This window comes from Streptomyces panacea, from assembly GCF_040560175.1.
GTDB lineage: Bacteria > Actinomycetota > Actinomycetes > Streptomycetales > Streptomycetaceae > Streptomyces > Streptomyces panacea.
Genome location: NZ_JARJHW010000098.1, coordinates 1 through 26,086, shown reverse-complemented (window position 1 = coordinate 26,086; position 26,086 = coordinate 1). Strand labels below are relative to the sequence as shown.

General features: G+C 70.9%; 24 protein-coding genes and 1 pseudogene. 24 read left to right on the top strand and 1 reads right to left on the bottom strand.

Translation table 11 applies throughout. From position 1 onward, the window contains the following. From mltG to nusB, 10 genes are all read left to right on the top strand, one after another. On the top strand, window positions 1-1,607 hold a 1,607-nt coding region (gene mltG / locus P3L51_RS22300; RefSeq protein ID WP_354607047.1), incomplete at its 5' end, for an endolytic transglycosylase MltG. After that, window positions 1,594-2,439: a shikimate dehydrogenase gene (locus P3L51_RS22295; RefSeq protein WP_354607046.1), complete on the top strand. Its 846-nt coding sequence runs from the start codon at window positions 1,594-1,596 to the stop codon at window positions 2,437-2,439. The genes mltG and P3L51_RS22295, both read left to right, overlap by 14 nt. A gap of 150 nt (window positions 2,440-2,589) precedes the next feature. After that, the gene (gene aroC / locus P3L51_RS22290; protein ID WP_354607045.1) at window positions 2,590-3,774 is read left to right on the top strand and encodes a chorismate synthase; all 1,185 of its coding nucleotides are present in this window, start codon (window positions 2,590-2,592) and stop codon (window positions 3,772-3,774) included. Continuing rightward, window positions 3,771-4,361, top strand: a complete 591-nt coding sequence (locus P3L51_RS22285; RefSeq protein ID WP_354607044.1) for a shikimate kinase — start codon at window positions 3,771-3,773, stop codon at window positions 4,359-4,361. The genes aroC and P3L51_RS22285 overlap by 4 nt, the downstream gene beginning before the upstream one ends. After that, window positions 4,358-5,461 carry a 3-dehydroquinate synthase gene (gene aroB, locus P3L51_RS22280; RefSeq protein WP_354607043.1) on the top strand — a complete coding sequence of 368 codons (1,104 nt, stop codon included), beginning with the start codon at window positions 4,358-4,360 and terminating at the stop codon, window positions 5,459-5,461. Before P3L51_RS22285 ends, aroB begins: the two co-directional genes overlap by 4 nt. Continuing rightward, a complete protein-coding gene (gene aroQ / locus P3L51_RS22275; RefSeq protein ID WP_023542973.1) occupies window positions 5,458-5,898 on the top strand; it encodes a type II 3-dehydroquinate dehydratase in 441 nt (146 codons plus the stop codon). Before aroB ends, aroQ begins: the two co-directional genes overlap by 4 nt. A 156-nt stretch (window positions 5,899-6,054) precedes the next feature. Further along, window positions 6,055-7,077, top strand: coding sequence for an AAA family ATPase (locus P3L51_RS22270; protein ID WP_354607042.1), 1,023 nt, complete (start codon window positions 6,055-6,057; stop codon window positions 7,075-7,077). Window positions 7,078-7,233: 156 nt separating this feature from the next. Next, a complete protein-coding gene (locus P3L51_RS22265) occupies window positions 7,234-8,346 on the top strand; it encodes an aminopeptidase P family protein (RefSeq protein WP_354607041.1) in 1,113 nt (370 codons plus the stop codon). Between the two features lie 83 nt (window positions 8,347-8,429). Further along, window positions 8,430-8,996, top strand: a complete 567-nt coding sequence (efp, locus tag P3L51_RS22260; RefSeq protein ID WP_354607040.1) for an elongation factor P — start codon at window positions 8,430-8,432, stop codon at window positions 8,994-8,996. 2 nt (window positions 8,997-8,998) lie between these two features. Beyond that, window positions 8,999-9,430 carry a transcription antitermination factor NusB gene (gene nusB, locus P3L51_RS22255; protein WP_354607039.1) on the top strand — a complete coding sequence of 144 codons (432 nt, stop codon included), beginning with the start codon at window positions 8,999-9,001 and terminating at the stop codon, window positions 9,428-9,430. A 1,089-nt stretch (window positions 9,431-10,519) separates the two neighbouring features. On the opposite strand, the gene bldD is transcribed toward nusB, so the two are convergent. Further along, complete coding sequence (bldD, locus tag P3L51_RS22250; RefSeq protein ID WP_023542978.1) at window positions 10,520-11,020, bottom strand: transcriptional regulator BldD; 501 nt, start codon at window positions 11,018-11,020, stop codon at window positions 10,520-10,522. 216 nt (window positions 11,021-11,236) lie between these two features. On the opposite strand from bldD, the gene pyrR reads away from it, so the two are divergent. The 14 genes and pseudogenes from pyrR to P3L51_RS22180 form a co-directional block, all read left to right on the top strand. Next, entirely contained in the window at window positions 11,237-11,809 is a 573-nt protein-coding gene (pyrR, locus tag P3L51_RS22245) for a bifunctional pyr operon transcriptional regulator/uracil phosphoribosyltransferase PyrR (RefSeq protein WP_354607038.1), read from the top strand. A gap of 127 nt (window positions 11,810-11,936) precedes the next feature. Beyond that, window positions 11,937-12,959 carry an aspartate carbamoyltransferase catalytic subunit gene (locus P3L51_RS22240; RefSeq protein ID WP_354607037.1) on the top strand — a complete coding sequence of 341 codons (1,023 nt, stop codon included), beginning with the start codon at window positions 11,937-11,939 and terminating at the stop codon, window positions 12,957-12,959. Window positions 12,960-12,961: 2 nt separating this feature from the next. Further along, the gene (locus P3L51_RS22235; protein ID WP_354607036.1) at window positions 12,962-14,248 is read left to right on the top strand and encodes a dihydroorotase; all 1,287 of its coding nucleotides are present in this window, start codon (window positions 12,962-12,964) and stop codon (window positions 14,246-14,248) included. Window positions 14,249-14,259: 11 nt separating this feature from the next. Further along, window positions 14,260-14,904 carry a PH-like domain-containing protein gene (locus P3L51_RS22230; RefSeq protein ID WP_354607048.1) on the top strand — a complete coding sequence of 215 codons (645 nt, stop codon included), beginning with the start codon at window positions 14,260-14,262 and terminating at the stop codon, window positions 14,902-14,904. After that, window positions 14,901-16,052, top strand: coding sequence for a glutamine-hydrolyzing carbamoyl-phosphate synthase small subunit (gene carA, locus P3L51_RS22225; protein ID WP_354607035.1), 1,152 nt, complete (start codon window positions 14,901-14,903; stop codon window positions 16,050-16,052). Before P3L51_RS22230 ends, carA begins: the two co-directional genes overlap by 4 nt. Beyond that, a complete protein-coding gene (carB, locus tag P3L51_RS22220; protein WP_354607034.1) occupies window positions 16,045-19,356 on the top strand; it encodes a carbamoyl-phosphate synthase large subunit in 3,312 nt (1,103 codons plus the stop codon). Before carA ends, carB begins: the two co-directional genes overlap by 8 nt. Window positions 19,357-19,371: 15 nt before the next feature. Next, window positions 19,372-20,481, top strand: a complete 1,110-nt coding sequence (locus P3L51_RS22215; RefSeq protein WP_354607033.1) for a quinone-dependent dihydroorotate dehydrogenase — start codon at window positions 19,372-19,374, stop codon at window positions 20,479-20,481. Then, a complete protein-coding gene (pyrF, locus tag P3L51_RS22210) occupies window positions 20,478-21,362 on the top strand; it encodes an orotidine-5'-phosphate decarboxylase (RefSeq protein ID WP_354607032.1) in 885 nt (294 codons plus the stop codon). Before P3L51_RS22215 ends, pyrF begins: the two co-directional genes overlap by 4 nt. Window positions 21,363-21,618: 256 nt before the next feature. Beyond that, window positions 21,619-21,942 carry an integration host factor gene (locus P3L51_RS22205; RefSeq protein WP_354607031.1) on the top strand — a complete coding sequence of 108 codons (324 nt, stop codon included), beginning with the start codon at window positions 21,619-21,621 and terminating at the stop codon, window positions 21,940-21,942. Between the two features lie 38 nt (window positions 21,943-21,980). Further along, window positions 21,981-22,544, top strand: a complete 564-nt coding sequence (gmk, locus tag P3L51_RS22200) for a guanylate kinase (protein ID WP_354607030.1) — start codon at window positions 21,981-21,983, stop codon at window positions 22,542-22,544. Between the two features lie 80 nt (window positions 22,545-22,624). After that, window positions 22,625-22,897 (top strand): DNA-directed RNA polymerase subunit omega, encoded by a 273-nt coding sequence (rpoZ, locus tag P3L51_RS22195; protein ID WP_023542989.1) that lies wholly within the window; start codon window positions 22,625-22,627, stop codon window positions 22,895-22,897. Between the two features lie 97 nt (window positions 22,898-22,994). Continuing rightward, on the top strand, window positions 22,995-24,242 hold the full coding sequence (coaBC, locus tag P3L51_RS22190; RefSeq protein ID WP_354607029.1) for a bifunctional phosphopantothenoylcysteine decarboxylase/phosphopantothenate--cysteine ligase CoaBC: 1,248 nt from the start codon (window positions 22,995-22,997) through the stop codon (window positions 24,240-24,242). A gap of 259 nt (window positions 24,243-24,501) precedes the next feature. Further along, window positions 24,502-25,710 carry a methionine adenosyltransferase gene (gene metK / locus P3L51_RS22185; RefSeq protein ID WP_354607028.1) on the top strand — a complete coding sequence of 403 codons (1,209 nt, stop codon included), beginning with the start codon at window positions 24,502-24,504 and terminating at the stop codon, window positions 25,708-25,710. Window positions 25,711-25,839: 129 nt separating this feature from the next. After that, a pseudogene (locus P3L51_RS22180) lies at window positions 25,840-26,086 on the top strand (primosome assembly protein PriA); the annotation flags it as partial.

Here is a 26,086-nt window from a genome sequence, read left to right as displayed (position 1 = left end):
AGCAGCAGCAACACCCTCAGCACCAGCAGCCCCAGTACCCGCAGCAGCAGTACGACGATCCGCGGTACGGCAACCAGCAGTACACCGGCCAGCAGCCCAACAACCCCCAGTACGGCGCCGGTTGGGACACCGGCCAGCAGGCGGGCGTGCCGTACGGCGAGAACCCGGGCGACCCCTACGCGGGCCGGCAGGGCGCCGGCTACGGCGGCGAGAGCCCCGACCGGTACGGCACCTCCGAGGCGTACCCGCCACCCCGCCCCCCGGGGCGCCGCGAGCCGGAGCCCGCGCCTCCGCCCCCTGCCCCGGCCCCGGTCCAGCCCGAGAACGACTGGGACGGCCCGCAGCCCGAGGAGACGCACCCCTTCTTCACCGGCGACGACCGCGACGATCGTGACCGCGACCGCCGCGACGACGACCGTGACGATCGTGACCGTGACCGGGACGACGACCGCGAGTACGACGACGAGGACGACGGCCGGCGCGGCGGAGGCGGCGGACGCGACCGCCGTGGCAAGTCGAAGAAGAAGCGCCGTGGTGGCAGCGCCTGCCTCGTGGCCTCCCTCGTCCTGGTCGCGGGCGCGGCCGGCGGCGGGTACTACGCGTACACGTTCTGGCAGGAGCGCTTCGGCCCGCCGGCCGACTTCGCGGGCGCCGGTACGGGCTCCGTCCAGGTCGAGATCCCGCAGGGAGCCGGCCTCGCCGAAATGGGCGGCCTGCTGAAGAAGGCCGGCGTGGTGAAAAGCGCCCAGGCATTCGTCGACGCGGCCGGTGAGCACCCCAAGGGCAAGGCCATCCAGCCCGGTGTCTACCCGATGAAGAAGGAAATGGCGGCCAAGGCCGCGGTCGAGTTGATGACCAACCCGGCCAACCTGAATTCGCTGACCATCGCCGAGGGCACACGTGCCGTCAAGGTGTACGAATTCATCGACACGAAGCTCAAGCTCGACCCCGGTACCACCGCGGACGTGGCCAAGGCGGAAGCCGATAAACTCGGTCTGCCCGACTGGGCCGACGACGACAAGAACATAAAGGATCCGCTCGAAGGATTCCTCTATCCCGCGCGTTACGACATCGGTGAGAAGACCAAGCCCGAGGACGTCCTCAAGCAGATGGTCGCGCGCTCCAACCAGGAGTACAAGAAGTACGACCTCGAGAAGTCGGCCGAGGAGCTCGGTCTCGAATCGCCGCTCGACGTCGTCACCGTCGCCAGCCTGGTGCAGGCCGAAGGCATGACGCACGACGACTTCAAGAAGATGGCGTCCGTCGTCTTCAACAGGCTCAAGCCGACGAACACGGCCACCAACCAGAAGCTCGAATTCGACTCCGCGTTCAACTATCTGAAGAACGAGAGCGAGATCGACATCTCCACGGCGGAGATCAGGACCAACCCCGACCCGTACAACACGTACTTCCACAAGGGTCTTCCGCCGGGTCCGATCGGAAATCCGGGCGCCGACGCGCTGAACGCCACGAAGGCACCCGACCCGGGCGCGTGGATGTTCTTCATCTCCATCGACGGCAAGACCACCGAATTCACCAAGACCCTGGCCGAGCACGAGAAGCTGGTCGCCAAGTTCAACGAGCGACGGAAGAATGCGAACGACTAGAACCACCGAGCGCAGGGCGGCCGTCCTCGGGTCGCCCATCGCGCACTCGCTCTCCCCGGTGCTGCACCGGGCGGCGTACGCGGAACTGGGCCTCACCCACTGGTCCTACGACCGCTTCGAAGTGGCCGAGGCACAGCTCCCCGCGTTCCTGACCGGCCTCGACCCGTCCTGGGCCGGCCTTTCGCTGACCATGCCGCTCAAGCGGGCCGTCATCCCGCTGCTCGACCGGGTCGGCGAGACTGCGGCGTCGGTGGAGGCCGTCAACACCGTCGTCATCGACGGCGACGGCCGGCGCACGGGCGACAACACCGACATCCCCGGCATGCTCGCCGCCCTGCGCGAGCGCGGCGTCACCGCGGTGGAGTCGGCGGCCGTCCTCGGCGCCGGGGCGACGGCGTCGTCCGCGCTCGCCGCGCTCTCCCGCGTCTGCGAGGGCCCCGTCACCGCCTACGTACGCAGCCGGGCCCGCGCCGCCGAGATGCGCGGCTGGGGGGAACGGCTCGGTGTCGACGTACGTACCGCCGACTGGTCGGAGGCGGCCGACGCGCTCGACGCGCCGCTGGTGATCGCGACGACCCCCGCCGGCGCCACCGACGAACTCGCGCCCCGCGTCCCCGGCCGTCCGGGCACCCTCTTCGACGTGCTCTACGACCCCTGGCCCACCGCGCTCGCCGCCGCCTGGTCCGCCCAGGGAGGCCCCGTGGTCGGCGGTCTCGACCTCCTCGTGCACCAGGCCGTCCTCCAGGTCGAGCTGATGACCGGCCGCGCGCCCGCCCCGCTCGCAGTGATGCGCGAGGCCGGCGAGCAGGCGCTCGGGGCCCACCAGGACTGACGGCCCGCCGCCGCCCGCCAATCGGCCGCACGGGTATCCGCAGGCTGGACGGAGTCACGGACCGGGTGTCCGGTCATGGCAGGATCGGGACCCGAGGATGCGTACCGCAGTCGTACCGTCGAAGTTGTCGAGAATTACCGAGGAGCACCGTTGAGCAGGTTGCGCTGGCTGACAGCGGGGGAGTCCCACGGACCCGCACTCGTCGCGACGCTGGAGGGCCTTCCCGCGGGTGTGCCGATCACCACGGAGATCGTGGGCGATCACCTCGCCAGGCGGCGCCTCGGCTACGGACGCGGCGCGCGCATGAAGTTCGAGCGCGACGAGGTCACCTTCCTCGGCGGCGTACGGCACGGTCTGACCATGGGATCGCCGGTCGCGATCATGGTCGGCAACACCGAGTGGCCCAAGTGGGAACAGGTCATGTCCGCCGACCCGGTCGACCCCGAGATCCTGGCCGGACTCGCCCGTAACGAGCCCCTGACCCGCCCGCGCCCCGGCCACGCCGACCTCGCGGGCATGCAGAAGTACGGAGCGTCCGAGGCCCGGCCGATCCTGGAGCGCGCGAGCGCCCGCGAGACGGCGGCCAGGGTCGCGCTCGGCGCGGTCGCGCGCTCCTACCTGAAGGAGACGGCCGGGATCGAGATCGTGTCCCACGTCGTCGAACTGGCCACCGCCAAGGCCCCGTACGGCGTGTACCCGACGCCCGGCGACGTGGCGCGGCTCGACGCCGACCCCGTGCGCTGCCTGGACCCCGAGGCGAGCGAGGCGATGGTCGCCGAGATCGACCAGGCCCACAAGGACGGTGACACCCTCGGCGGTGTGGTCGAGGTGCTGGCGTACGGCGTGCCCGTCGGCCTCGGCTCGCACGTCCACTGGGACCGCAGGCTCGACGCCCGGCTCGCCGCCGCCCTCATGGGCATCCAGGCCATCAAGGGCGTCGAGGTCGGCGACGGCTTCGGCCTCGCCCGGGTGCCCGGCTCCCGGGCCCACGACGAGATCCTGGTCACCGACGAGGGCATCAGGCGCGCCTCGGGCCGCTCCGGCGGCACCGAGGGCGGTCTGACGACGGGTGAACTGCTGCGCGTACGGGCCGCGATGAAGCCCATCGCGACCGTGCCCCGCGCGCTCGCCACCATCGACGTCGCCACCGGTGAGGCCGCCAAGGCGCACCACCAGCGCTCCGACGTCTGCGCGGTGCCGGCGGCGGGCATCGTCGCTGAGGCCATGGTCGCGCTGACCCTCGCCGACGCGGTGGCCGAGAAGTTCGGCGGCGACAGCGTCCCCGAGACCCGGCGCAACGTCGAGTCGTACCTTGAGAACCTGGTGATCCGATGAGCGGCCCGCTGATCGTCCTGGTCGGCCCCATGGGGGTCGGCAAGACCACCGTCGGCGCGCTGCTCGCCGAACGCCTCGACACCGAGTACCGGGACACCGACGCGGACATCGTCGCCGCCGAGGGCCGCGAGATCTCGGCCATCTTCTTCGACGACGGCGAGCAGCACTTCCGCGAGCTGGAGCGGGCCGCCGTACGGACCGCGCTCGCCGAACACTCCGGTGTCGTCGCGCTCGGCGGCGGAGCGGTCCTCGACCAGGACACCCGTGAACTGCTCGCGGGCCTGCCCGTCGTCTATCTCTCGATGGAGGCGAACGAGGCGGTGAGGCGCACCGGTCTGGGCCTGGCCCGCCCGCTGCTCGCCATCAACCCCCGCCAGCAGTGGAAGCTGCTGATGGAGGAGCGGCGCCCCCTCTACACGGAGGTCGCGCGCGCGGTCGTCCCGACCGACGAGCGGGCACCCGAAGAGGTCGCCGAAGCCGTCATCGAGGCGCTGGAACTGGGCGCGGCGGCCGTCCCAGGAGCCGCCCCCGACGCCGATCCGTCCGCCACCCCCGGCAAGGCCCCCGGCAAGGAGAACCACGCATGACGACGGACCAGGACCAGCCGGTCACCCGTATCCAGGTCGGTGGCACCGCGGGCCACGACCCGTACGAGGTGCTGGTCGGCCGGCGGCTGCTGGGCGAGCTGCCCGTACTCATCGGCAACCAGGCCAAGCGCGTCGCCGTGCTGCACCCGGAATCGCTCGCCGAGACCGGTGAGACGCTGCGCCGGGACCTGGCCGACCAGGGGTACGAGGCGGTCGCCATCCAGCTGCCGAACGCCGAGGAGGCCAAGACCGTCGAGGTCGCCGCCTACTGCTGGAAGGCCCTCGGACAGACCGGCTTCACCCGCAGCGACGTCATCGTCGGCGTCGGCGGCGGCGCCACCACCGATGTCGCGGGCTTCGTCGCCGCGACCTGGCTGCGCGGCGTGCGCTGGATCGCCGTACCGACGACCGTCCTCGGCATGGTCGACGCGGCGATCGGCGGCAAGACCGGCATCAACACCGCCGAGGGCAAGAACCTCGTGGGCGCCTTCCACCCGCCCGCCGGGGTGCTCTGCGACCTCGCGGCGCTCGACTCGCTGCCCGTGCACGACTACGTGAGCGGCATGGCCGAGATCATCAAGGCGGGTTTCATCGCCGATCCGGCCATTCTCGATCTGGTCGAGTCCGACCCCGAAGGCGCCCGCACCCCAGCCGGACCGCACACCTCCGAGCTGATCGAGCGCTCCATCCGGGTCAAGGCCGAGGTCGTGTCCAACGACCTCAAGGAGTCCGGCGTACGCGAGATCCTCAACTACGGGCACACGCTCGCCCACGCCATCGAGAAGAACGAACGCTACAAATGGCGGCACGGCGCGGCCGTCTCCATCGGCATGGTCTTCGCCGCCGAACTGGGCCGCCTCGCGGGCCGGCTCGACGACGCCACGGCCGAACGGCACAGCGCCGTCCTGAAGTCCGTGGGACTGCCGCTGACCTACCGCGGCGACCAGTGGCCCAAGCTGCTGGAGACCATGAAGGTCGACAAGAAGTCCCGTGGTGACCTGCTGCGTTTCATCGTCCTCGACGGTCTGGCCAAGCCGACCGTGCTGGAGGGACCGGACCCGGCCGTGCTGCTCGCCGCGTACGGGGAGGTGTCCGAGTGACTCGTCGGGTCCTCGTGCTCAACGGCCCCAACCTGGGCCGCCTCGGTTCCCGCGAGCCGGACGTGTACGGCTCCGTCTCGTACGCCGGTCTTGTGGAGACCTGCCAGTCGACGGGCAAGGAACTGGGGCTGGCGGTCGACGTACGCGAGACGAACGACGAGGGCGAGCTGATCCGCTGGCTGCACGAGGCGGCCGACGGATCGATCCCGGTCGTGCTCAACCCCGGGGCTTTCACCCACTATTCGTACGGAATGCGGGACGCCGCGGCGCAGCGCACCGCGCCGCTGATCGAGGTGCACATCTCAAACCCGTACACACGCGAGGAATTCCGCCACACGTCGGTGGTCGCGGCGGTCGCCAGTGGCACGATCGCGGGGTTCGGCATCGGCTCCTACCGACTGGCGCTGCGCGCGGTCGCCGAGGAACTGGACGGCTGACGACGGCTGTACGGGGAAGCCCGAACGGGCCGCCGGGCACTCGGAGCGGGCTTCCGGCGTTCTTACGGAGGCGGGCGGGAACGGTACCGTTCGGGGGCGAGTCGGCCTGTCGGCCGAGCGATCAGCGTCAAGACGTACGAGACGGAGTGGCACCGGATGCAGCACGCAGTGGGGGCTCCGCTGCCGCCTCCCCATGGGTCGGCGCACGGAGCGGGCGGGCAGGGAGCGGGCGCGTGGGCACACGGCTCCCCGCCCCACGGTCCGCCACCGCACTCCGGCCCGCCGGCCGGTCCGCCCGCGCCCTACGGGCAGCCGCCCGCACCGGGCGCGGCGCCGTACGGCGCCCAGCCGCCTCCGGGCGGGCATCAGGGACCGCCTCAGCCCGGCACACCGCACCAGCACCAGCACCCGCACCCGCATCAGCACCCGCCGGGCGGACCGCGTCCGCCGCAGGGGCCGCCGTCCGGCCGGTCCACCGGCCCCCAGCGGATCCCGGGGGCCCCCGTGCCCCCACAGGGCCCCCCGGTCCAGGCGGCGCCGGACTCGACCGGGCACGTCCAACTGCCGCCGGGCGGGCCGGTTCCCATACCCGTGCCGCACCTCGCCGACAGCGGTACGGGCGCCGCCACGCTGGCCGTCCTGCTGATCGGCCCCGCCGGCGCGGGCAAGACGACCGTCGCCCGGCACTGGGCGGCCCGCCGTCAGGTCCCCACCGCGCACATCAGCCTCGACGACGTACGCGAATGGGTCTGCTCCGGCTTCGCCGACCCGCAGTCCGGCTGGAACGAGCACTCCGAGGCGCAGTACCGCCTCGCCCGCCGCACCTGCGGCTTCGCCGCCCGTAACTTCCTCGCCAACGGGATCTCCTGCATCCTCGACGACGCGGTCTTCCCGGACCGCCCGGTCGTCGGACTCGGCGGCTGGAAGCGCCACGTCGGCCCCGGCCTGCTGCCCGTGGTCCTGCTGCCCGGCCTGGAGATCGTCCTGGAGCGGAACGCGGAGCGCAGCGGCAACCGCAGACTCTCGGACGAGGAAGTGGCGGGCATCCACGGCCGGATGGCCGGCTGGTACGGCTCCGGACTGCCGATCATCGACAACTCGAAGTACGACGTCGAGACGACGGCCCGGGTGCTGGACGACGTACTCGCCCGTTCGATCGCGAGCCCGCCGGCCTGGTAGCCGGAACGCCGGGCGCCCCTTCGGCCGCCGGACGCTCTTTCGGCGCCCCCGGAGGCGCCGGCCGGCGGTGATCGGCCGGACGGGGCCGGGTCGCACTCCGCCTCGGTCGGACGCGCCGACCGCGCCGAGCCGGGCCCGCGCTCATAGGCTCGATACATGTCAGAGGTGTATGCGGTCCGTCGCGGGCGGCTGCGCGACCGGTGCTCCGCGGCCGGCAGCGATGCCGCCCTGGTGTCACTGCCCGCCAACGTCCGCTATCTCGCCGGCGGCGCGCCACCGGGCGCCGTCCTGCTGCTCGGCGTCGCCGACCAGCGCGACGTACTGCTCTGCCCCCGCACCCCCACCGGCGACCCCGCCGACGGCCGCCCCGACGACGGGCTGCGGCTCAGCGTGCTGCCCACCACGACGGGCGATCCGGCCGTCGCCGCCGCGGACCTCGTCGACCCGGCCACTGCCCGCACCCTCGCCGTCGAGGAACACCATCTGACCGTCGCCCGGCACCGTGCCATCCACTCGGTGGCGCCCCGGCTCCTCCTCGCCGACCTCGGCCGCACCGTGGAACAGCAGCGGACGGTCAAGGACGAGGAGGAGATCTCCCATCTGCGGATCGCCGCCGAGATCTCCGACCAGGCACTGGGCGAACTGCTCGAATCGATCCTCGTCGGCCGCACCGAGCGCCATCTCGCCCTGGAACTGGAGCGGCGCCTGGTCGACCACGGCGCCGACGGACCGGCCTTCCGTACCTCCGTCGCCACCGGACCGAACGCGGGCCGCCCCGGTCACCGTCCCTCGGACCGCAGGGTCGAGGAGGGAGATTTCCTCTCCGTTCGCCTCGGCGCCAACTACCACGGATACCGTTGCGAGATCGGCCGCACCTTTGTTATCGGCTCGTCGCCCGCCGACTGGCAGATCGACCTGTACGACCTGGTGTTCGCAGCACAACGGGCAGGTCGGGAGGCTCTGACGCCCGGTACCGCCTATCGCGACGTGGACCGCGCGGCCCGTCAGCCGCTGGAGTCGGCGGGGTACGGCGAAGGGCTCGCGGCCCGTACCGGACACGGTGTGGGGCTCGAAATCGACGAGGACCCGCAGTTGGCACCCGCTGCCATGGGTAAACTGGACGCTTGTGTGCCGGTCACCGTCGAACCGGGGGTCCACCTCCCGGGCCGGGGCGGTGTCCGGATCGATGACACGCTCGTCGTCCGCCCCGAGGCGGACGGCGGACCCGAGCTACTCACCATTACGACCAAGGAACTGCTCGCGCTCTAGTGCTTCCGGCACGTTTTCGCCGGTCGCGGCGGTGGCGCGCACCCGTGGTCCCACCCAGCTTCAGTCCAGGAGATTCCGCAACCGTGGCTTCCACGAACGACCTCAAGAACGGCATGGTGCTCAAGCTCGACTCTGGCCAGCTCTGGTCCGTCGTCGAGTTCCAGCACGTCAAGCCCGGCAAGGGCCCGGCCTTTGTGCGCACCAAGCTGAAGAACGTGCTCTCCGGCAAGGTCGTCGACAAGACCTTCAACGCCGGCGTGAAGGTCGAGACGGCCAGCGTCGACCGCCGCGACATGCAGTTCTCATACATGGACGGCGAGTACTTCGTCTTCATGGACATGGGCACCTACGACCAGATCCACATCAGCCGGGAGGTCGTCGGCGACGCCGCGAACTTCCTGCTGGAGGGCTTCGAGGCCACGGTGGCGATGTACGAGGGCAGCGCGCTCTACGTCGAGCTGCCCGCCGCCGTCGAGCTGGTCATCAAGCACACCGACCCCGGCGTGCAGGGCGACCGCTCCACCGGCGGCTCCAAGCCCGCCGAGCTGGAGACCGGTTACGAGATCGGTGTCCCGCTCTTCATCACGACCGGCGAGAAGATCAAGGTCGACACGCGCTCCGGTGAGTACCTCGGCCGGGTGAACAGCTAACCGTGGCTGCCCGCAACAAGGCCCGTAAGCGCGCCTTCCAGATCCTTTTCGAGGCCGACCAGCGCGGGGCGCCCGTGCAGACGGTCCTCGCGGACTGGCTCCGGCACGCCCGGACCGACGACCGCCAGCCGCCGGTCAGCGAATACACGATGGAACTCGTCGAGGGGTACGCGCAGTACGCCGAGCGGATCGACGAACTCATCACCACCTACTCGGTGGGCTGGACGCTCGACCGGATGCCGGTCGTCGACCGGAACATCGTGCGGCTGGGCACGTACGAACTGGTGTGGGTGGACGGAACGCCCGACGCCGTGGTGATCGACGAGGCGGTACAGCTCGCCAAGGAGTTCTCCACCGACGACTCACCGTCGTTCGTGAACGGCCTCCTCGGCCGCTTCAAGGACCTCAAGCCGAGCCTGCTCCGCGCCGACTAGGTTCTGTCCGGCGGGTCTTCGGGGGCCCCGAAGATCCGCCGGACGGGGCCTAGGCCGTGTCTTCGAAGTCTCGCCTGGCCCGCGGCGTCTGGTACGGCACCTCGCCGTGTTGTCGGAGTCGGCCGAGTACGCCCGGTACGAGGCCGATCCTCCGCTTTGCGATGTACCGCGAGGGTTCCTCGGAGCGCCGGACGCACCGCACACGCGGCCCGTCCGGCGTGGTGAGTACGGCCTGCCGTGGATGCCCGACCGCGCGCTCACCATGCCGGTCCGCCACCGCCCCATCTCTGACGTGGGCCCACCACCACCGGAGCCCCTGGGCAGACCTTTCGCCCAACCGTGCTGCGCCGCCCGGTCCGAGCGGCCGTTATCGCGGCCGCTCGCGGCCTGCTGCTTCTTCGCCAGGGCCGTACTCGCCGTCCCGGCACGGGAGTTGCCCGAAGAAGCGGCACAGCGCCGGGCTGTCGATCGGCGAGCTGCGTTTCCTCGGACGCCACGCACCGCGTTGACCGCCGGGCTGCGCGCTCCCGTGCGCGTATGACGTCGCGGCGGCTTCGGCCCGGCGCGGGAAGCTCCGTCCTGCGGACGCCTGATCGGCGGCCGGTATTTCGATCATCCCCGACTGGGCCGTCCGGGTGACGCGGGCCCGGTGCGCCCGTCCCTCCGCCCGTACCCGCGTTCGACCTGTTTGGTGCGCGGAGTGACATCTCTCTCGGTCGACCGGCACGAGCGCGGCCACACGGCCAAGGACGCCCCGTCGGCCCTCGTCGCCCGCAGTGCCGCCTCGGGGCGGGCCAGGAGCCGTACGCCGCCGAACGCGGCCCGATGCCCTCGGCAGAGCCCGTGGTCGCCCTCCGCACGCGCGTGCGGGCGCCGCGTGGCACCGTCGGCGCGGATCTCCTCCAGGACCGCCCAGGCGACTCCTGGCGGCGCCCTGGAAGGGCCGTGGGCGCCGCGAGGAGGCCCGGACCCGCCCACCGCCTCCCGGACTGCTGTACGACCCCGACCCCGGACATGCCGCAGGGGCGGCCCGCCGACTGCGGGCCGCCCCTACGGATGTGACGTTTCTGCTGTTCTGTACCGGGGCGGTCAGCCCTCGTCGTGGGCCACGGCGCGGCGCGCGTCCGCGTCCAGCACGCCCCAGCTGATCAGCTGCTCGGTGAGGACCGAGGGCGACTGGTCGTAGATCACCGCGAGGGTGCGCAGGTCGTCCTGGCGGATCGACAGCACCTTGCCGTTGTAGTCGCCGCGCTGGCTCTGGATGGTCGCCGCGTAGCGCTGGAGCGGGCCGGCCTTCTCCTGCGGGACATGGGCGAGACGCTCCAGGTCCAGGACGAGCTTCGGCGGCGGCTCGGCGGCCCCGCCCGGCGTCGTGCCCGGCAGCAGCTCCTGCACCGGCACACCGTAGAAATCGGCCAGCTCGGCGAGGCGCTGTACGGTCACCGCGCGGTCGCCGCGCTCGTACGACCCCACCACCACGGCCTTCCAACGGCCCTGGGACTTCTCCTCCACGCCATGGAGGGAGAGGCCCTGCTGGGTGCGGATGGCGCGGAGCTTGGCCCCGAGCTGCTTTGCGTATTCGCTGGACATAAGGCTCCCCGGACGCTGGGACAATCTGCGGCTCCGCCGCGTGGCTGGTAACTCACTGTGAGGTTACGCAGCGTGACTTGGATGCGTCAAGCCGAATGATCCGGACGCGCCCCTCCACAAGTCCGGAAAAGGCCGCCGGACCTGGTAATGTCGACGGCGCAAATCCGACGTCCTTTAACGTCCGTCCCGTGAGGCGGAGAAGGAGGTCCGTTTCTTATGGACACGCACAGCTCTGATGCCGCCCGCCCCGTCCTCGAGGCGCCCGACATCGCGCGGGCACTGACCCGTATCGCCCACGAGATCGTCGAACGCGCCAAGGGCGCCGACGACGTGGTTCTGCTCGGCATCCCCACCCGCGGCGTCTTCCTGGCCCGGCGGCTGGCCGACAAGCTCGAAGAGATCACCGGTGGCAAGATCCCGGTCGGTTCCCTCGACATCACGATGTACCGCGACGACCTGCGCATGCGACCCGCCCGCGCGCTGGCCCGCACCGACATCCCGGCCGACGGCGTCGACGGACAGCTCGTCGTCCTCGTGGACGACGTGCTCTTCTCCGGCCGCACGATCCGCGCCGCCCTCGACGCGCTGGGCGACATCGGCCGGCCACGCGCGGTCCAGCTCGCCGTCCTCGTCGACCGGGGCCACCGCGAACTGCCCATCCGCGCCGACTACGTGGGCAAGAACCTCCCCACCTCTCTGCGCGAGACGGTCAAGGTCCAGCTCGCCGAGGAGGACGGCCGCGACACCGTGCTGCTCGGCCTGCGGAAGCCCGACCCGGCCGAGCAGTAGTCGGCCCCTCCGTACGCCGGGGGCCCGTACCGGCCCCGCCCGCGCGTCGTCGCGCCCCGACGCCGCCGTGCCCGCCCGGGGGACACCCCGGAACCCAGAGCCACCTCCACACAACGGAGCACACCCGATGCTGCGCCTCACAGGGGCAAGCCCCCGTACCCCCGGCCATCTCATCTCCGCCGCCGACCTGACCCGCGACGACGCCGTCCTGATCCTCGACACCGCCGAGGAGATGGCCCGGGTCGCCGACCGGCCCATCAAGAAGCTGCCGACGCTGCGCGGCCGTACGGTCGTCAACCTCTTTTTCGAGGACTCGACCCGTACGCGTATCTCCTTCGAGGCGGCCGCCAAGCGCCTGTCCGCCGATGTCATCAACTTCTCGGCCAAGGGCTCGTCGGTCTCCAAAGGAGAGTCGCTCAAGGACACCGCGCTGACGCTGGAGGCGATGGGCGCCGACGCCGTCGTCATCCGGCACGGCTCCTCGGGCGCCCCGTACCGGCTCGCCAACTCCGGCTGGATCGACGGCGCCGTCATCAACGCGGGGGACGGCACCCACGAACACCCCACGCAGGCGCTGCTCGACGCCTTCACGATCCGCCGCAGGCTGGTCGGCGCCGACGCGGGCATCGGCCGGGACCTCGAAGGCCGCCGCATCACGATCGTCGGCGACATCCTGCACAGCCGCGTCGCCCGCTCCAACGTCCTGCTGCTGCACACGCTCGGCGCCCAGGTCACACTCGTCGCCCCGCCGACCCTGGTGCCGATCGGCGTCGAGAAGTGGCCGTGCGAGGTCTCGTACGACCTGGACCAGGTGCTGCCCAAGTCCGACGCCGTGATGATGCTCCGGGTCCAGCGCGAGCGGATGAACGCCGCCTTCTTCCCGACCGAGCGCGAGTACTCGCGGCGCTACGGGCTCGACGGTGAGCGGATGGCCCGGATGCCCGAGAACTCGATCGTCATGCACCCCGGCCCGATGAACCGGGGCATGGAGATCACCGCCGAGGTCGCCGACTCCGACCGCTGCACGGCCGTCGAGCAGGTCGCCAACGGCGTTTCGACGCGCATGGCCGTCCTGTACCTGCTTCTTGGCGGCAACGAGCCCGCCGTCACCCATTCCCGCGCGTCGTCCGCCACCGAGGAGAGCAAGTAACCATGAGCAAGATCCTGATCCGTGGCGCCAAGGTGCTCGGCGGCGAAGCGCGCGACGTGCTCATCGACGGCACGGTCGTCGAGCGGGTGGGTGTCGGTATCGACGCCGGCGACGCCACCGTCGTGGAGGCCGAGGGGCAGATCCTGCTGCCCGGCCTGGTCGACCTGCACACCCATCTGCGCGAGCCCGGCCGCGAGGACTCCGAGACCGTCCTCACCGGCACCAGGGCCGCCGCGATCGGCGGCTTCACCGCCGTGCACGCCATGGCCAACACCTTCCCCGTCGCCGACACCGCCGGCGTCGTCGAGCAGGTCTGGCGGCTCGGCCGCGAGTCCGGCTACTGCGACGTGCAGCCCGTCGGCGCCGTCACCGTCGGCCTGGAGGGCAAGCAGCTCGCCGAACTCGGCGCCATGCACGACTCGGCCGCCGGTGTGCGGGTCTTCTCCGACGACGGCAAGTGCGTGGACGACGCGGTGATCATGCGCCGGGCCCTGGAGTACGTGAAGGCATTCGACGGCGTCATCGCCCAGCACGCCCAGGAGCCCCGGCTCACCGAGGGCGCCCAGATGAACGAGGGCATCGTCTCCTCGGAGCTCGGGCTCGGCGGCTGGCCCGCCGTCGCCGAGGAGTCGATCATCGCCCGTGACGTCCTGCTGGCCGCCCACGTCGGCTCCCGCGTCCACATCTGCCATCTCTCCACGGCCGGTTCCGTCGAGATCGTCCGCTGGGCCAAGTCCAAGGGCTGGAACGTCACCGCCGAGGTCACCCCGCACCACCTGCTGCTGACGGACGAGCTCGTACGGTCCTACAACCCCGTCTACAAGGTGAACCCGCCGCTGCGCACCGAGGCCGACGTCCTCGCGCTGCGCGAGGCCCTGGCGGACGGCACGATCGACTGCGTCGCCACCGACCACGCCCCGCACCCGCACGAGGACAAGGACTGCGAGTGGGCCGCGGCGGCCATGGGCATGGTCGGCCTGGAGACCGCGCTCTCCGTCGTCCAGCACACGATGGTCGACACCGGCCTCATCGACTGGGCGGGCGTCGCCGACCGGATGTCGGTACGGCCCGCGCAGATCGGCCGGCTCACCGGCCACGGCCGTCCCGTCTCGGCAGGTGAGCCCGCCAACCTCACCCTCGTCGATCCCGCTTACCGTGGAGTGGTGGACCCCGCGGGCTTCGCCTCCCGCAGCCGTAACACCCCCTACCAGGGCCGTGAGCTGCCGGGACGCGTCACCCACACCTTCCTGCGGGGCCGTGCCACGGTCGTCGACGGGAATCTGGCGTGAGCGCTGTACTGATCAATCTGGCCGCCGAGCAGAAGTCGGCGGATGTGACCGACTGGGCCGCCCGCATCGGCTGGGTGGTGGGTCTGCTCCTGTTCGTCGCCTTCGTGTACTGGCTGATGCGCCAGGGCTGGAAGTGGCGCGGGAGCCTGCAGTCCGACCTGCCGGAGCTGCCTCAGGCGCCGGAGGCGCCGGTCGCCGACGAGGACGTGAGGCTGCGGCTCAGCGGCCGCTACCACGGCTCCACCACCGCCGGTCAGTGGCTGGACCGGATCGTCGCCCGCGGCCTCGGCGCCCGCAGCCGGGTGGAGCTCACGCTCACCGACGCGGGTGTGGACGTCGTACGGCCCGGGGCCACCGACTTCTTCGTCCCGGCGGGCCAACTGCGCGCCGCCCGGCTCGACAAGGGCATCGCGGGCAAGGTCCTCGCCGAGGGCGGACTGCTGATCCTCACCTGGCAGCACGGCGACCGGCTGCTCGACTCCGGGTTCCGCTCCGACCGCGCGGCGGAGCACACGGCCTGGGTCGAGGCGATCAACCTCATGAACCAGGCGATCACGACGAACGACGCTGCGACCGCGAACGACGCTCCCACCACGGACGCGTCGGCCACCGCGACCGACGCCGCACCACTCACGACGGAAGGCACCGCACGATGACCCTCTCCACCCGGGGAGCCGCAGCGGCTCCCGCCGTACTCGTCCTGGAGGACGGCCGGAGTTTCCGCGGCCGTGCCTACGGGGCCGTGGGGGAGACCTTCGGCGAGGCGGTGTTCTCCACCGGCATGACCGGCTACCAGGAAACCCTCACCGACCCCTCGTACCACCGCCAGGTCGTCGTCATGACCGCCCCGCACATCGGCAACACCGGCGTCAACGACGAGGACGACGAGTCCCGCCGGATCTGGGTCGCCGGCTATGTCGTACGCGACCCCGCCCGCACCCCGTCCAACTGGCGCTCCCGGCGCTCCCTGGACGAGGAGCTGGTGAGCCAGGGCATCGTCGGCATCAGCGGCATCGACACCCGCGCGCTCACCCGCCATCTGCGCGAGCGCGGCGCGATGCGCGTCGGCATCTTCTCCGGCGACGCGCTCGCGGGCGGCCTCCTCACGGATGACGCGACGCTGACCGCGCGTGTGAAGGAGGCGCCCCTGATGAAGGGCGCAGACCTGTCCGCGGAGGTCGCCACCACCGAGGCGTACGTCGTCCCGGCCGTCGGCACCAAGCGCTTCACCGTCGCCGCCGTCGACCTCGGCATCAAGGGCATGACCCCGCGGCGGCTGGCCGAGCGCGGCATCGAGGTGCACGTCCTGCCCGCCACCGCCACCGTCGACGACGTGTACGCGGTCGCGCCCGACGGCGTGTTCCTCTCCAACGGTCCCGGCGACCCCGCCACCGCCGACCTCACCGTGGTCAAGGGCGTGCTGGAGCGCGGCACACCGCTCTTCGGCATCTGCTTCGGCAATCAACTCCTGGGCCGCGCACTGGGGTTCGGGACGTACAAGCTCAAGTACGGGCATCGCGGAATCAACCAGCCGGTGCAGGATCGTTCCACCGGCAAGGTCGAAGTCACCGCGCACAACCACGGGTTCGCCGTCGACGCCCCGCTCGACCAGATCTCCGACACCCCCTACGGCCGCGCCGAGGTCTCCCACGTCTGCCTCAACGACAACGTGGTCGAGGGGCTCAGGCTGCTCGACCGGCCGGTCTTCAGCGTCCAGTACCACCCCGAGGCGGCCGCCGGCCCGCACGACGCCGCGTACCTCTTCGACCGCTTCGTATCCCTGATGGAGGGCCAGCGTGCCTAAGCGCTCCGATATCCGGTCCGTCCTCGTCATCGGCTCGGGTCCGATCGTCATCGGCCAGGCGGCCGAGTTCGACTACTCGGGCACCCAGGCCTGCCGCGTCCTCAAGGCCGAGGGCCTGCGCGTCATCCTCGTCAACTCCAACCCGGCCACGATCATGACCGACCCGGAGATCGCCGACGCCACGTACGTCGAGCCGATCACGCCCGAGTTCGTCGAGAAGATCATCGCCAAGGAGCGCCCCGACGCGCTGCTGCCCACCCTCGGCGGCCAGACCGCGCTCAACACCGCGATCTCCATGCACGAGAACGGCGTCCTGGAGAAGTACGGCGTCGAGCTCATCGGCGCCAACGTCGAGGCCATCAACAAGGGCGAGGACCGCGAACTCTTCAAGGGCGTCGTCGAGGCCGTCCACGCCAAGATCGGCCACGGCGAGTCCGCCCGCTCCGTCATCTGCCACTCGATGGACGACATCCTGGCGGGCGTCGAGGAACTGGGCGGCTACCCCGTCGTCGTACGCCCCTCCTTCACCATGGGCGGCGCCGGCTCCGGCTTCGCCCACGACGAGGACGAGCTGCGCCGGATCGCCGGACAGGGCCTGATGCTCTCGCCGACCACCGAGGTGCTCCTGGAGGAGTCCATCCTCGGCTGGAAGGAGTACGAACTGGAGCTGATGCGCGACAGGAACGACAACGTCGTGGTCGTCTGCTCCATCGAGAACTTCGACCCGATGGGCGTCCACACCGGCGACTCCATCACCGTCGCGCCCGCGATGACCCTCACCGACCGGGAGTACCAGCGGCTGCGCGACATCGGCATCGCGATCATCCGCGAGGTCGGCGTCGACACCGGCGGCTGCAACATCCAGTTCGCCGTCGACCCGGTCGACGGCCGGATCATCGTCATCGAGATGAACCCCCGCGTCTCGCGCTCCTCCGCGCTCGCCTCCAAGGCCACCGGCTTCCCGATCGCCAAGATCGCCGCGCGCCTCGCCGTCGGCTACACGCTGGACGAGATCCCCAACGACATCACCGAGAAGACCCCGGCGTCCTTCGAACCGACCCTCGACTACGTCGTGGTGAAGGTCCCGCGCTTCGCCTTCGAGAAGTTCCCCGCCGCCGACGCCACCCTCACCACCACCATGAAGTCGGTGGGCGAGGCCATGGCCATCGGCCGTAACTTCACCGAGGCGCTGCAGAAGGCGCTGCGCTCGCTGGAGAAGAAGGGCAGCCAGTTCGCCTTCACCGGCGAGCCGGGCGACAAGGCCGATCTGCTGGAGCTGGCCAAGGTCCCCACCGACGGCCGGATCAACACCGTCATGCGGGCCGTCCGCGCCGGGGCGAGCCAGGAGGAGATCTTCGAAGCGACGAAGATCGACCCGTGGTTCGTCGACCAGCTCTTCCTGATCAAGGAGTACGCGGACGAGCTCGCCGCCGCCGACCGGCTCGACCCCGAACTCCTCGCCGAAGCCAAGCGCCACGGCTTCTCCGACGCCCAGATCGCCGAGATCCGGGGGCTGCGCGAGGACGTCGTACGCGAGGTACGGCACGCGCTGGGCGTGCGCCCCGTCTACAAGACGGTCGACACCTGCGCCGCCGAATTCGCCGCCAAGACCCCGTACTTCTACTCCTCCTACGACGAGGAGAGCGAGGTCGCACCGCGCGAGAAGCCCGCCGTGATCATCCTCGGCTCCGGCCCCAACCGCATCGGCCAGGGCATCGAGTTCGACTACTCCTGCGTGCACGCCTCCTTCGCGCTGAGCGAGGCGGGCTACGAGACCGTGATGGTCAACTGCAACCCGGAGACCGTCTCCACCGACTACGACACCTCCGACCGGCTCTACTTCGAGCCGCTCACCCTGGAGGACGTCCTGGAGATCGTCCACGCGGAGACGCTGGCCGGACCCGTCGCGGGCGTCATCGTCCAACTCGGCGGCCAGACACCGCTCGGTCTCGCCCAGGCGCTCAAGGACAACGGCGTCCCGGTCGTCGGCACGCCCCCGGAGGCGATCCACGCCGCCGAGGACCGGGGCGCCTTCGGCCGCGTCCTCGCCGAGGCCGGCCTGCCCGCGCCCAAGCACGGCACGGCCACCACCTTCCACGAGGCCAAGGCCATCGCCGACGAGATCGGCTATCCCGTCCTGGTCCGCCCCTCGTACGTGCTCGGCGGACGCGGCATGGAGATCGTGTACGACGAGACCCGTCTCTCCTCGTACATCGCCGAGTCCACCGAGATCAGCCCCACCCGGCCCGTCCTGGTGGACCGCTTCCTCGACGACGCCATCGAGATCGACGTCGACGCGCTCTACGACGGCACGGAGCTGTACCTCGGCGGCGTCATGGAGCACATCGAGGAGGCCGGCATCCACTCCGGCGACTCGGCGTGCGCCCTGCCCCCGATCACCCTCGGCGGCTTCGACATCAAGCGGCTGCGCGCCTCCACCGAGGCCATCGCGCGCGGAGTCGGCGTGCGAGGCCTGATCAACATCCAGTTCGCGCTGGCCGGGGACATCCTCTACGTCCTGGAGGCCAACCCGCGCGCCTCGCGCACCGTGCCCTTCACCTCCAAGGCCACCGCCGTGCCGCTGGCCAAGGCCGCCGCCCGGATCTCCCTGGGCGCCACGATCGCCGGCCTCCGTACGGAGGGGCTGCTGCCCGCCAACGGCGACGGTGGCACCCTGCCCATGGACGCGCCGATCTCCGTCAAGGAGGCCGTCATGCCGTGGTCGCGCTTCCGCGACATCCACGGACGCGGCGTCGACACCGTCCTCGGCCCGGAGATGCGCTCCACCGGCGAGGTCATGGGCATCGACTCCGTCTTCGGCACGGCGTACGCCAAGTCGCAGGCGGGGGCGTACGGCCCGCTTCCCACGAAGGGCCGCGCCTTCATCTCCGTCGCCAACCGCGACAAGCGCTCGATGATCTTCCCCGCGCGTGAACTCGTCGCGCACGGCTTCGAACTGCTCGCCACCTCCGGTACCGCCGAGGTCCTGCGGCGCAACGGCATCAACGCCACCATCGTGCGCAAGCAGTTCGAGGGCACAGGACCGAACGGCGAGAAGACCATCGTCCAGCTCATCCACGACGGCGAGGTCGACCTCATCGTCAACACCCCGTACGGCACCGGTGGCCGGCTCGACGGCTACGAGATCCGTACGGCCGCCGTGGCGCGCGGCGTCCCCTGCCTGACGACGGTGCAGGCGCTCGCGGCGGCCGTCCAGGGCATCGACGCCCTCAACCACGGCGACGTCGGCGTCCGTTCACTCCAGGAACACGCCCAGCACCTCATCGCCGCCCGCGAGGACTAGGAGGAGCCTGCTCCCATGTACCGACTCTTCTTCCGCCTCTTCTTCCTACGGATGGACCCGGAGCAGGCCCACCAGCTGGCCTTCCGCTGGATCCGGCTCGTCGTCCGCGTCCCGGTGCTGCGCACCTTCGTCGCCGCGGCGCTCGCGCCCCGTTACAAGGAGCTGCGCACCGAGGCCTTCGGGCTGCGGATGCACGGCCCCTTCGGACTCGCCGCCGGCTTCGACAAGAACGCCGTCGCCGTCGACGCCATGACCATGCTCGGCTTCGACCACGTCGAGATCGGCACGGTCACCGGCCGGCCGCAGCCGGGCAACCCCCGGCAGCGGCTGTTCCGGCTGCCCGCCGACCGGGCGCTGATCAACCGCATGGGCTTCAACAACGACGGATCGGCCACCATCGCCCTGCGCCTCGCCACCCGCCGGGCGATCTTCCGTACGACGGTCGGCGTCAACATCGGCAAGACCAAGGCCGTCGCGGACGACGGGGCGATCGGCGACTACGTGACGTCGACCGAGCGCCTGGCCGCCCACGCCGACTACCTCGTGGTGAACGTCTCGTCCCCCAACACCCCGGGCCTGCGCGACCTCCAGGCCGTCGACCAGCTGCGCCCGCTCCTGACGGCCGTACGCGAGGCCGCCGACCGTGTCGTCACGGAGCGGCGGGTCCCCCTGCTGGTCAAGATCGCGCCCGACCTCGCCGACGACGACATCGACGCCGTCGCCGACCTGGCCGTCGAGCTGGGCCTGGACGGCATCATCGCCACCAACACCACCATCGCGCGGCACGGCCTCGGCCTGAAGACGGCCCCGTCCCTGCTCGCCGAGACCGGCGGCCTGTCCGGAGCGCCCCTCAAGGCGCGCTCGCTGGAGGTCCTCAGGCGCCTGTACGGGCGTGTGGGCGACCGGATCACCCTGGTCGGCGTGGGAGGCATCGAGAACGCGGAGGACGCCTGGCAGCGGATCCTGGCGGGCGCGACGCTCGTCCAGGGCTACAGCGCCTTCATCTACCAGGGCCCGTTCTGGAGCCGCGGCATCCACAAGGGGCTCGCCGCCCGGCTGGCCACCAGCGACCACGCCACCCTCGCCGACGCCGTCGGCGCCGACACCAGGAAGGCGCACGCGTGAACGCCACCGCCGCCGAGGCCGGGCGGGAGCCCTTCGGGGCGCGCCTGCGCCTCGCCATGGACACCCGTGGGCCGCTCTGCGTGGGCATCGACCCCCACAGCTCGCTGCTGCACGCCTGGGGTCTGAGCGACGACGTCGCGGGCCTGACGGCCTTCACACGGACGGTCGTCGAGGCGCTCGCCGACCGTGTCGCCGTACTGAAGCCGCAGTCGGCGTTCTTCGAGCGGTTCGGCTCGCGCGGTGTCGCCGTCCTGGAGAAGGCGGTCGCCGAGGCGCGAGCCGCCGGCGCGCTCGTCCTGATGGACGCCAAGCGCGGCGACATCGGCTCCACCATGGCCGCGTACGCCGAGACGTACCTCGACAAGGACAGCCCGCTCTTCTCGGACGCCGTCACGGTCTCGCCGTACCTCGGCTTCGGTTCGCTGCGGCCCGCCCTGGACGCGGCACGCGTCAGCGGCTCCGGTCTCTTCGTGCTCGCGCTCACCTCCAACCCGGAGGGCGCCGAGGTCCAGCGGGCCACCACCGCCGGCGGTCCCTCGGTCGCGCAGCTGATGCTCGATCACGCGGCCGCGGAGAACGCCGGGGTGACGCCGCTCGGTTCGGTCGGCGCCGTCGTCGGGGCGACCCTCGGCGAGGCCGGGGTGAATCTCGGCATCAACGGTCCGCTCCTCGCCCCCGGTATCGGGGCGCAGGGCGCGACCCCCGCGGATCTTCCGGGGGTGTTCGGCGCGGCCGTCGGAAACGTGGTGCCGAGCGTGAGCCGCGGTGTACTCCGTCACGGTCCGGATGTTTACGCCCTGCGTGCGGCGGCGGAACGGTTCTGCGACGAGGTCCGGACGGCGGTCGAGGGCGCGGCCGAGGGGGCGGACGGAGCGCGCTGACGCGGGTCGAACACCGATCCGGAGTGGATCCGGCACGGTTCTCAGCAGAAAAGCGGGTTGTTTTGCCTGGAATGTCCTGGTCGAGCGATGCTGACCAGGACTTTTCGGCTGTTCTCGCTGACGAGAGCCTGCTTCAACGCTAGTCTCCGTCGAGAGCCAACGCGCGGAAGCATCGCTCGTTGCTCGCCCTGGTGTGGGGCGAACCAGTTCCTCACCGGTCCGTATCCGACAGTTCGACATCCGAGGTGACGTAGGCGTGGCTCTTCCGCCCCTTACCCCTGAACAGCGCGCAGCCGCGCTCGAAAAGGCCGCCGCGGCTCGCCGGGAGCGGGCCGAGGTCAAGAATCGACTCAAGCACTCCGGCGCTTCCCTCCACGACGTCATCAAGACGGGCCAGGAGAACGACGTCATCGGGAAGATGAAGGTCTCCGCCCTCCTTGAGTCCCTGCCCGGCGTGGGCAAGGTCCGCGCCAAGCAGATCATGGAGCGGCTCGGCATCTCCGAGAGCCGGCGTGTGCGGGGTCTCGGCTCCAACCAGATCGCATCGCTCGAACGCGAGTTCGGCGGCGGTGCCGCCTGACGTTCTCGGGCACTCCCGGGAACCTGGATAATCGCTGCATGGCACCAGAGGCACGTCCGCGGCTGACCGTGCTCTCCGGCCCCTCGGGGGTCGGTAAGAGCACGGTCGTCGCCCATATGCGCAAGGTCCACCCCGAGGTATGGCTCTCGGTGTCGGCCACCACCAGAAAACCGCGTCCCGGCGAACGCCACGGCGTCCAGTACTTCTTCGTCGGCGACGAGGAGTTCGACAAGCTGGTCGCCAACGGCGAGCTGCTGGAATGGGCGGAGTTCGCGGGCAACCGCTACGGCACGCCGCGTCGCGCGGTGCTCGAACGCCTTGAGGCGGGCGAGCCCGTACTCCTGGAGATCGATCTCCAGGGCGCGCGGCAGGTCCAGGACTCGATGCCGGACTCACAGCTGGTCTTCCTGGCTCCGCCGAGCTGGGACGAGCTGGTCCGCCGGCTGACCGGCCGGGGCACCGAGTCCGCCGAGGTGATCGAGCGCCGACTGGCGGCCGCGAAGGTGGAGCTGGCCGCCGAGTCGGAGTTCGACGTGTGCCTGGTGAACACCTCCGTCGAGGACGTGGCGCGCGAGCTGCTAGCCTTGATGGCAGTTGCCTGACCCCTGTCTGCTTTCGCGCAGCCGTCGGTAGCACTCGGTATTTCCTGTATTTCCCTGATTTATCTTCGGAAGGCAAGAGAGTGTCCTCTTCCATTTCCACGCCCGAGGGCATCATCAACCCGCCGATCGACGAGCTGCTCGAGGCCACGGACTCGAAGTACAGCCTCGTGATCTACGCGGCCAAGCGCGCGCGTCAGATCAACGCGTACTACTCGCAGCTCGGCGAGGGCCTGCTCGAGTACGTCGGTCCCCTGGTGGACACGCACGTCCACGAGAAGCCGCTCTCGATCGCCCTGCGTGAGATCAACGCGGGTCTGCTGACGTCCGAGGCCATCGACGGCCCGGCGCAGTAACGGCGACAGTTCTTATTCCCACAGGCCCGGCAGCGCGACTGCCGGGCCTGTGGTGTGTCATGGGGGAGACGAATCCGTCCGAACGCGGGGAGACACGGTGGATCAGGTGGATCAGCTGGAGCGGTCGGGGCGGGCGGGCGGCAGGCCGAAGGTCGTCCTGGGGGTGAGCGGCGGGATCGCCGCGTACAAGGCGTGCGAGCTGCTGCGCCGGCTCACCGAGTCCGGCCATGAGGTACGGGTCGTACCGACCGCGTCCTCCCTGCACTTCGTCGGCGCCGCGACCTGGGAGGCGCTCTCCGGGCAGCCCGTCTCCACGCAGGTCTGGTCGGACGTCCACGAGGTGCCCCACGTGCGCATCGGCCAGTCCGCCGACCTCGTCGTCGTCGCCCCCGCCACCGCCGACCTGCTGGCCAAGGCCGCCCACGGCCAGGCGGACGACCTGCTGACCAACACGCTGCTCACCGCGCGCTGCCCGGTGGTCTTCGCCCCGGCCATGCACACCGAGATGTGGGAACACCCGGCCACCCGCGCGAACGTCGCGACCCTGCGCGAGCGCGGAGCCGTCGTCATCGAGCCCGCCGTCGGCCGCCTGACCGGCGTCGACACCGGCAAGGGACGGCTGCCCGACCCCGACGCCATCTTCGAGGTCTGCCGCCGGATCCTGGCGCGCGGCGTGACCGCGCCCGACCTGGCCGGCCGGCACGTCGTCGTCTCCGCGGGCGGCACCCGTGAGCCGCTGGACCCCGTGCGCTTCCTCGGCAACCGCTCCTCCGGGAAGCAGGGGTACGCCCTGGCCCGTACGGCGGCGGCCCGCGGCGCCCGCGTCACCCTCATCGAGGCCAACACCGGGCTGCCCGATCCGGCCGGCGTCGACATGGTGCGCGTCGGCACCGCCGTACAACTGCGCGAGGCCGTCCTGAAGGCGGCAGCCGACGCCGACGCCGTGGTCATGGCCGCGGCCGTGGCCGATTTCCGCCCCACCGACTACGCCGCGGGCAAGATCAAGAAGAAGGACGGCCAGGAGCCGGCCCCGATCGCGCTGGTCCGCAACCCGGACATCCTCGCGGAGATCGGCGCCGAGCGGGCCGGGCCGGGACAGGTGATCGTCGGTTTCGCCGCCGAGACGGACGACGTGCTGGCGAACGGCCGGGCGAAGCTGCGCCGCAAGGGCTGCGATCTGCTGGTCGTCAACGAGGTGGGGGAGCGCAAGACCTTCGGCGCCGAGGAGAACGAGGCGGTGATCCTCGCCGCGGACGGCGGCGAGACACCGGTGCCGTACGGTCCCAAGGAGGTGCTCGCCGACACCGTCTGGGATCTGGTCGTACCCCTGCTCGGCTCCGCGTAGACGAACGGGAAGTTAATTCTTCGTTCGCTCCTCCGGGTGGATAAAAACGGCTCAAAGCAGGTGTTCCAGGTCGGGATGGGGGACGATCGTCGTATCGCAGGACGGAGTGACACCCTCAACACCACTCCCACAGTCCGAGACGTCTGGACCTTCTGTGCCGTCGGCCGGATAAACTGGCCGAGGAACGACGCGGGGCGCAGCTCCCCAGGTCGTTCCACCAAGGATCTAGCCAGCAGCCGCTGCAACCCCAGGGAGCGATGTGTCGCGCCGTCTGTTCACTTCGGAGTCTGTGACCGAAGGTCACCCTGACAAGATCGCTGACCAGATCAGCGACACCATTCTCGACGCGCTCCTGAGGGAGGACCCCACCTCTCGGGTGGCGGTCGAGACCCTGATCACCACCGGCCTGGTGCATGTGGCCGGCGAGGTGACCACCAAGGCTTACGCGCCCATCGCCAAGCTCGTCCGCGACAAGGTGCTGGAAATCGGCTACGACTCCTCGAAGAAGGGCTTCGACGGCGCCTCCTGCGGCGTCTCGGTGTCCATCGGCGCGCAGTCCCCCGACATCGCCCAGGGCGTCGACACCGCCTACGAGAAGCGGGTCGGAGGCGAGGAGGACGAGCTGGACAAGCAGGGCGCCGGCGACCAGGGCCTGATGTTCGGCTACGCCTGCGACGAGACGCCCGAGCTGATGCCGCTCCCGATCCACCTCGCGCACCGGCTCTCGCGCCGCCTGTCCGAGGTCCGCAAGAACGGGACCATCCCGTACCTGCGCCCCGACGGCAAGACCCAGGTCACCATCGAGTACGACGGCGACAAGGCCGTCCGCCTCGACACGGTCGTCGTCTCCTCGCAGCACGCGTCGGACATCGACCTGGACTCGCTGCTGGCACCCGACATCCGCGAGTTCGTCGTCGAGCACGTGATCAAGCAGCTCCTCGAGGACGGCATCAAGCTGGAGACCGAGGGCTACCGCCTGCTGGTCAACCCCACCGGCCGCTTCGAGATCGGCGGCCCCATGGGTGACGCCGGTCTCACCGGCCGCAAGATCATCATCGACACCTACGGCGGCATGGCCCGCCACGGCGGCGGCGCCTTCTCGGGCAAGGACCCGTCGAAGGTGGACCGCTCGGCGGCCTACGCGATGCGCTGGGTCGCGAAGAACGTGGTGGCCGCCGGCCTCGCCTCGCGCTGCGAGGTGCAGGTCGCGTACGCGATCGGCAAGGCCGAGCCGGTGGGCCTGTTCATCGAGACCTTCGGCACGGCCTCGGTCGACGTCGAGAAGATCGAGCAGGCCATCGCCACGGTCTTCGACCTCCGCCCGGCCGCGATCATCCGCGACCTGGACCTGCTCCGCCCGATCTACGCCCAGACGGCGGCGTACGGCCACTTCGGCCGCGAGGAGCCGGACTTCACGTGGGAGCGCACGGACCGCGTGGAAGCCCTGCGCGCGGCGGCCGGTCTGTAAGGCGTACGACGCACATCGACGGGGCGGGCCCCGGACACCGCTGGTGTCCGGGGCCCGCCCCGTCGACGTGCCGGGACCAAGATCCGGCGGCGGGCCGCGGTGTCAGTGGTGTCTGGTAAGAATTTGGCTGTGAGCAGCGACGACGAGCAGGCCGAGGAGTCTGCCGGGGGCGGTGGGCCGGAGCAGCTCGCGTTCATCCGGGAGACCGTGCGGGCCGCCAAGGTCCCGCGCGCCAAGCCGCGGACGTGGCGGGGAGCGCCGTTGGCGGGGGAGTTGCCCGTGGCGCGGGTGGTCGTGAACAAAGGGGTGCTGCATCTCGATCAGTTCTTCGACTACGCGGTGCCCGAGGAGCTGGACGAGGCCGCGCAGCCCGGTG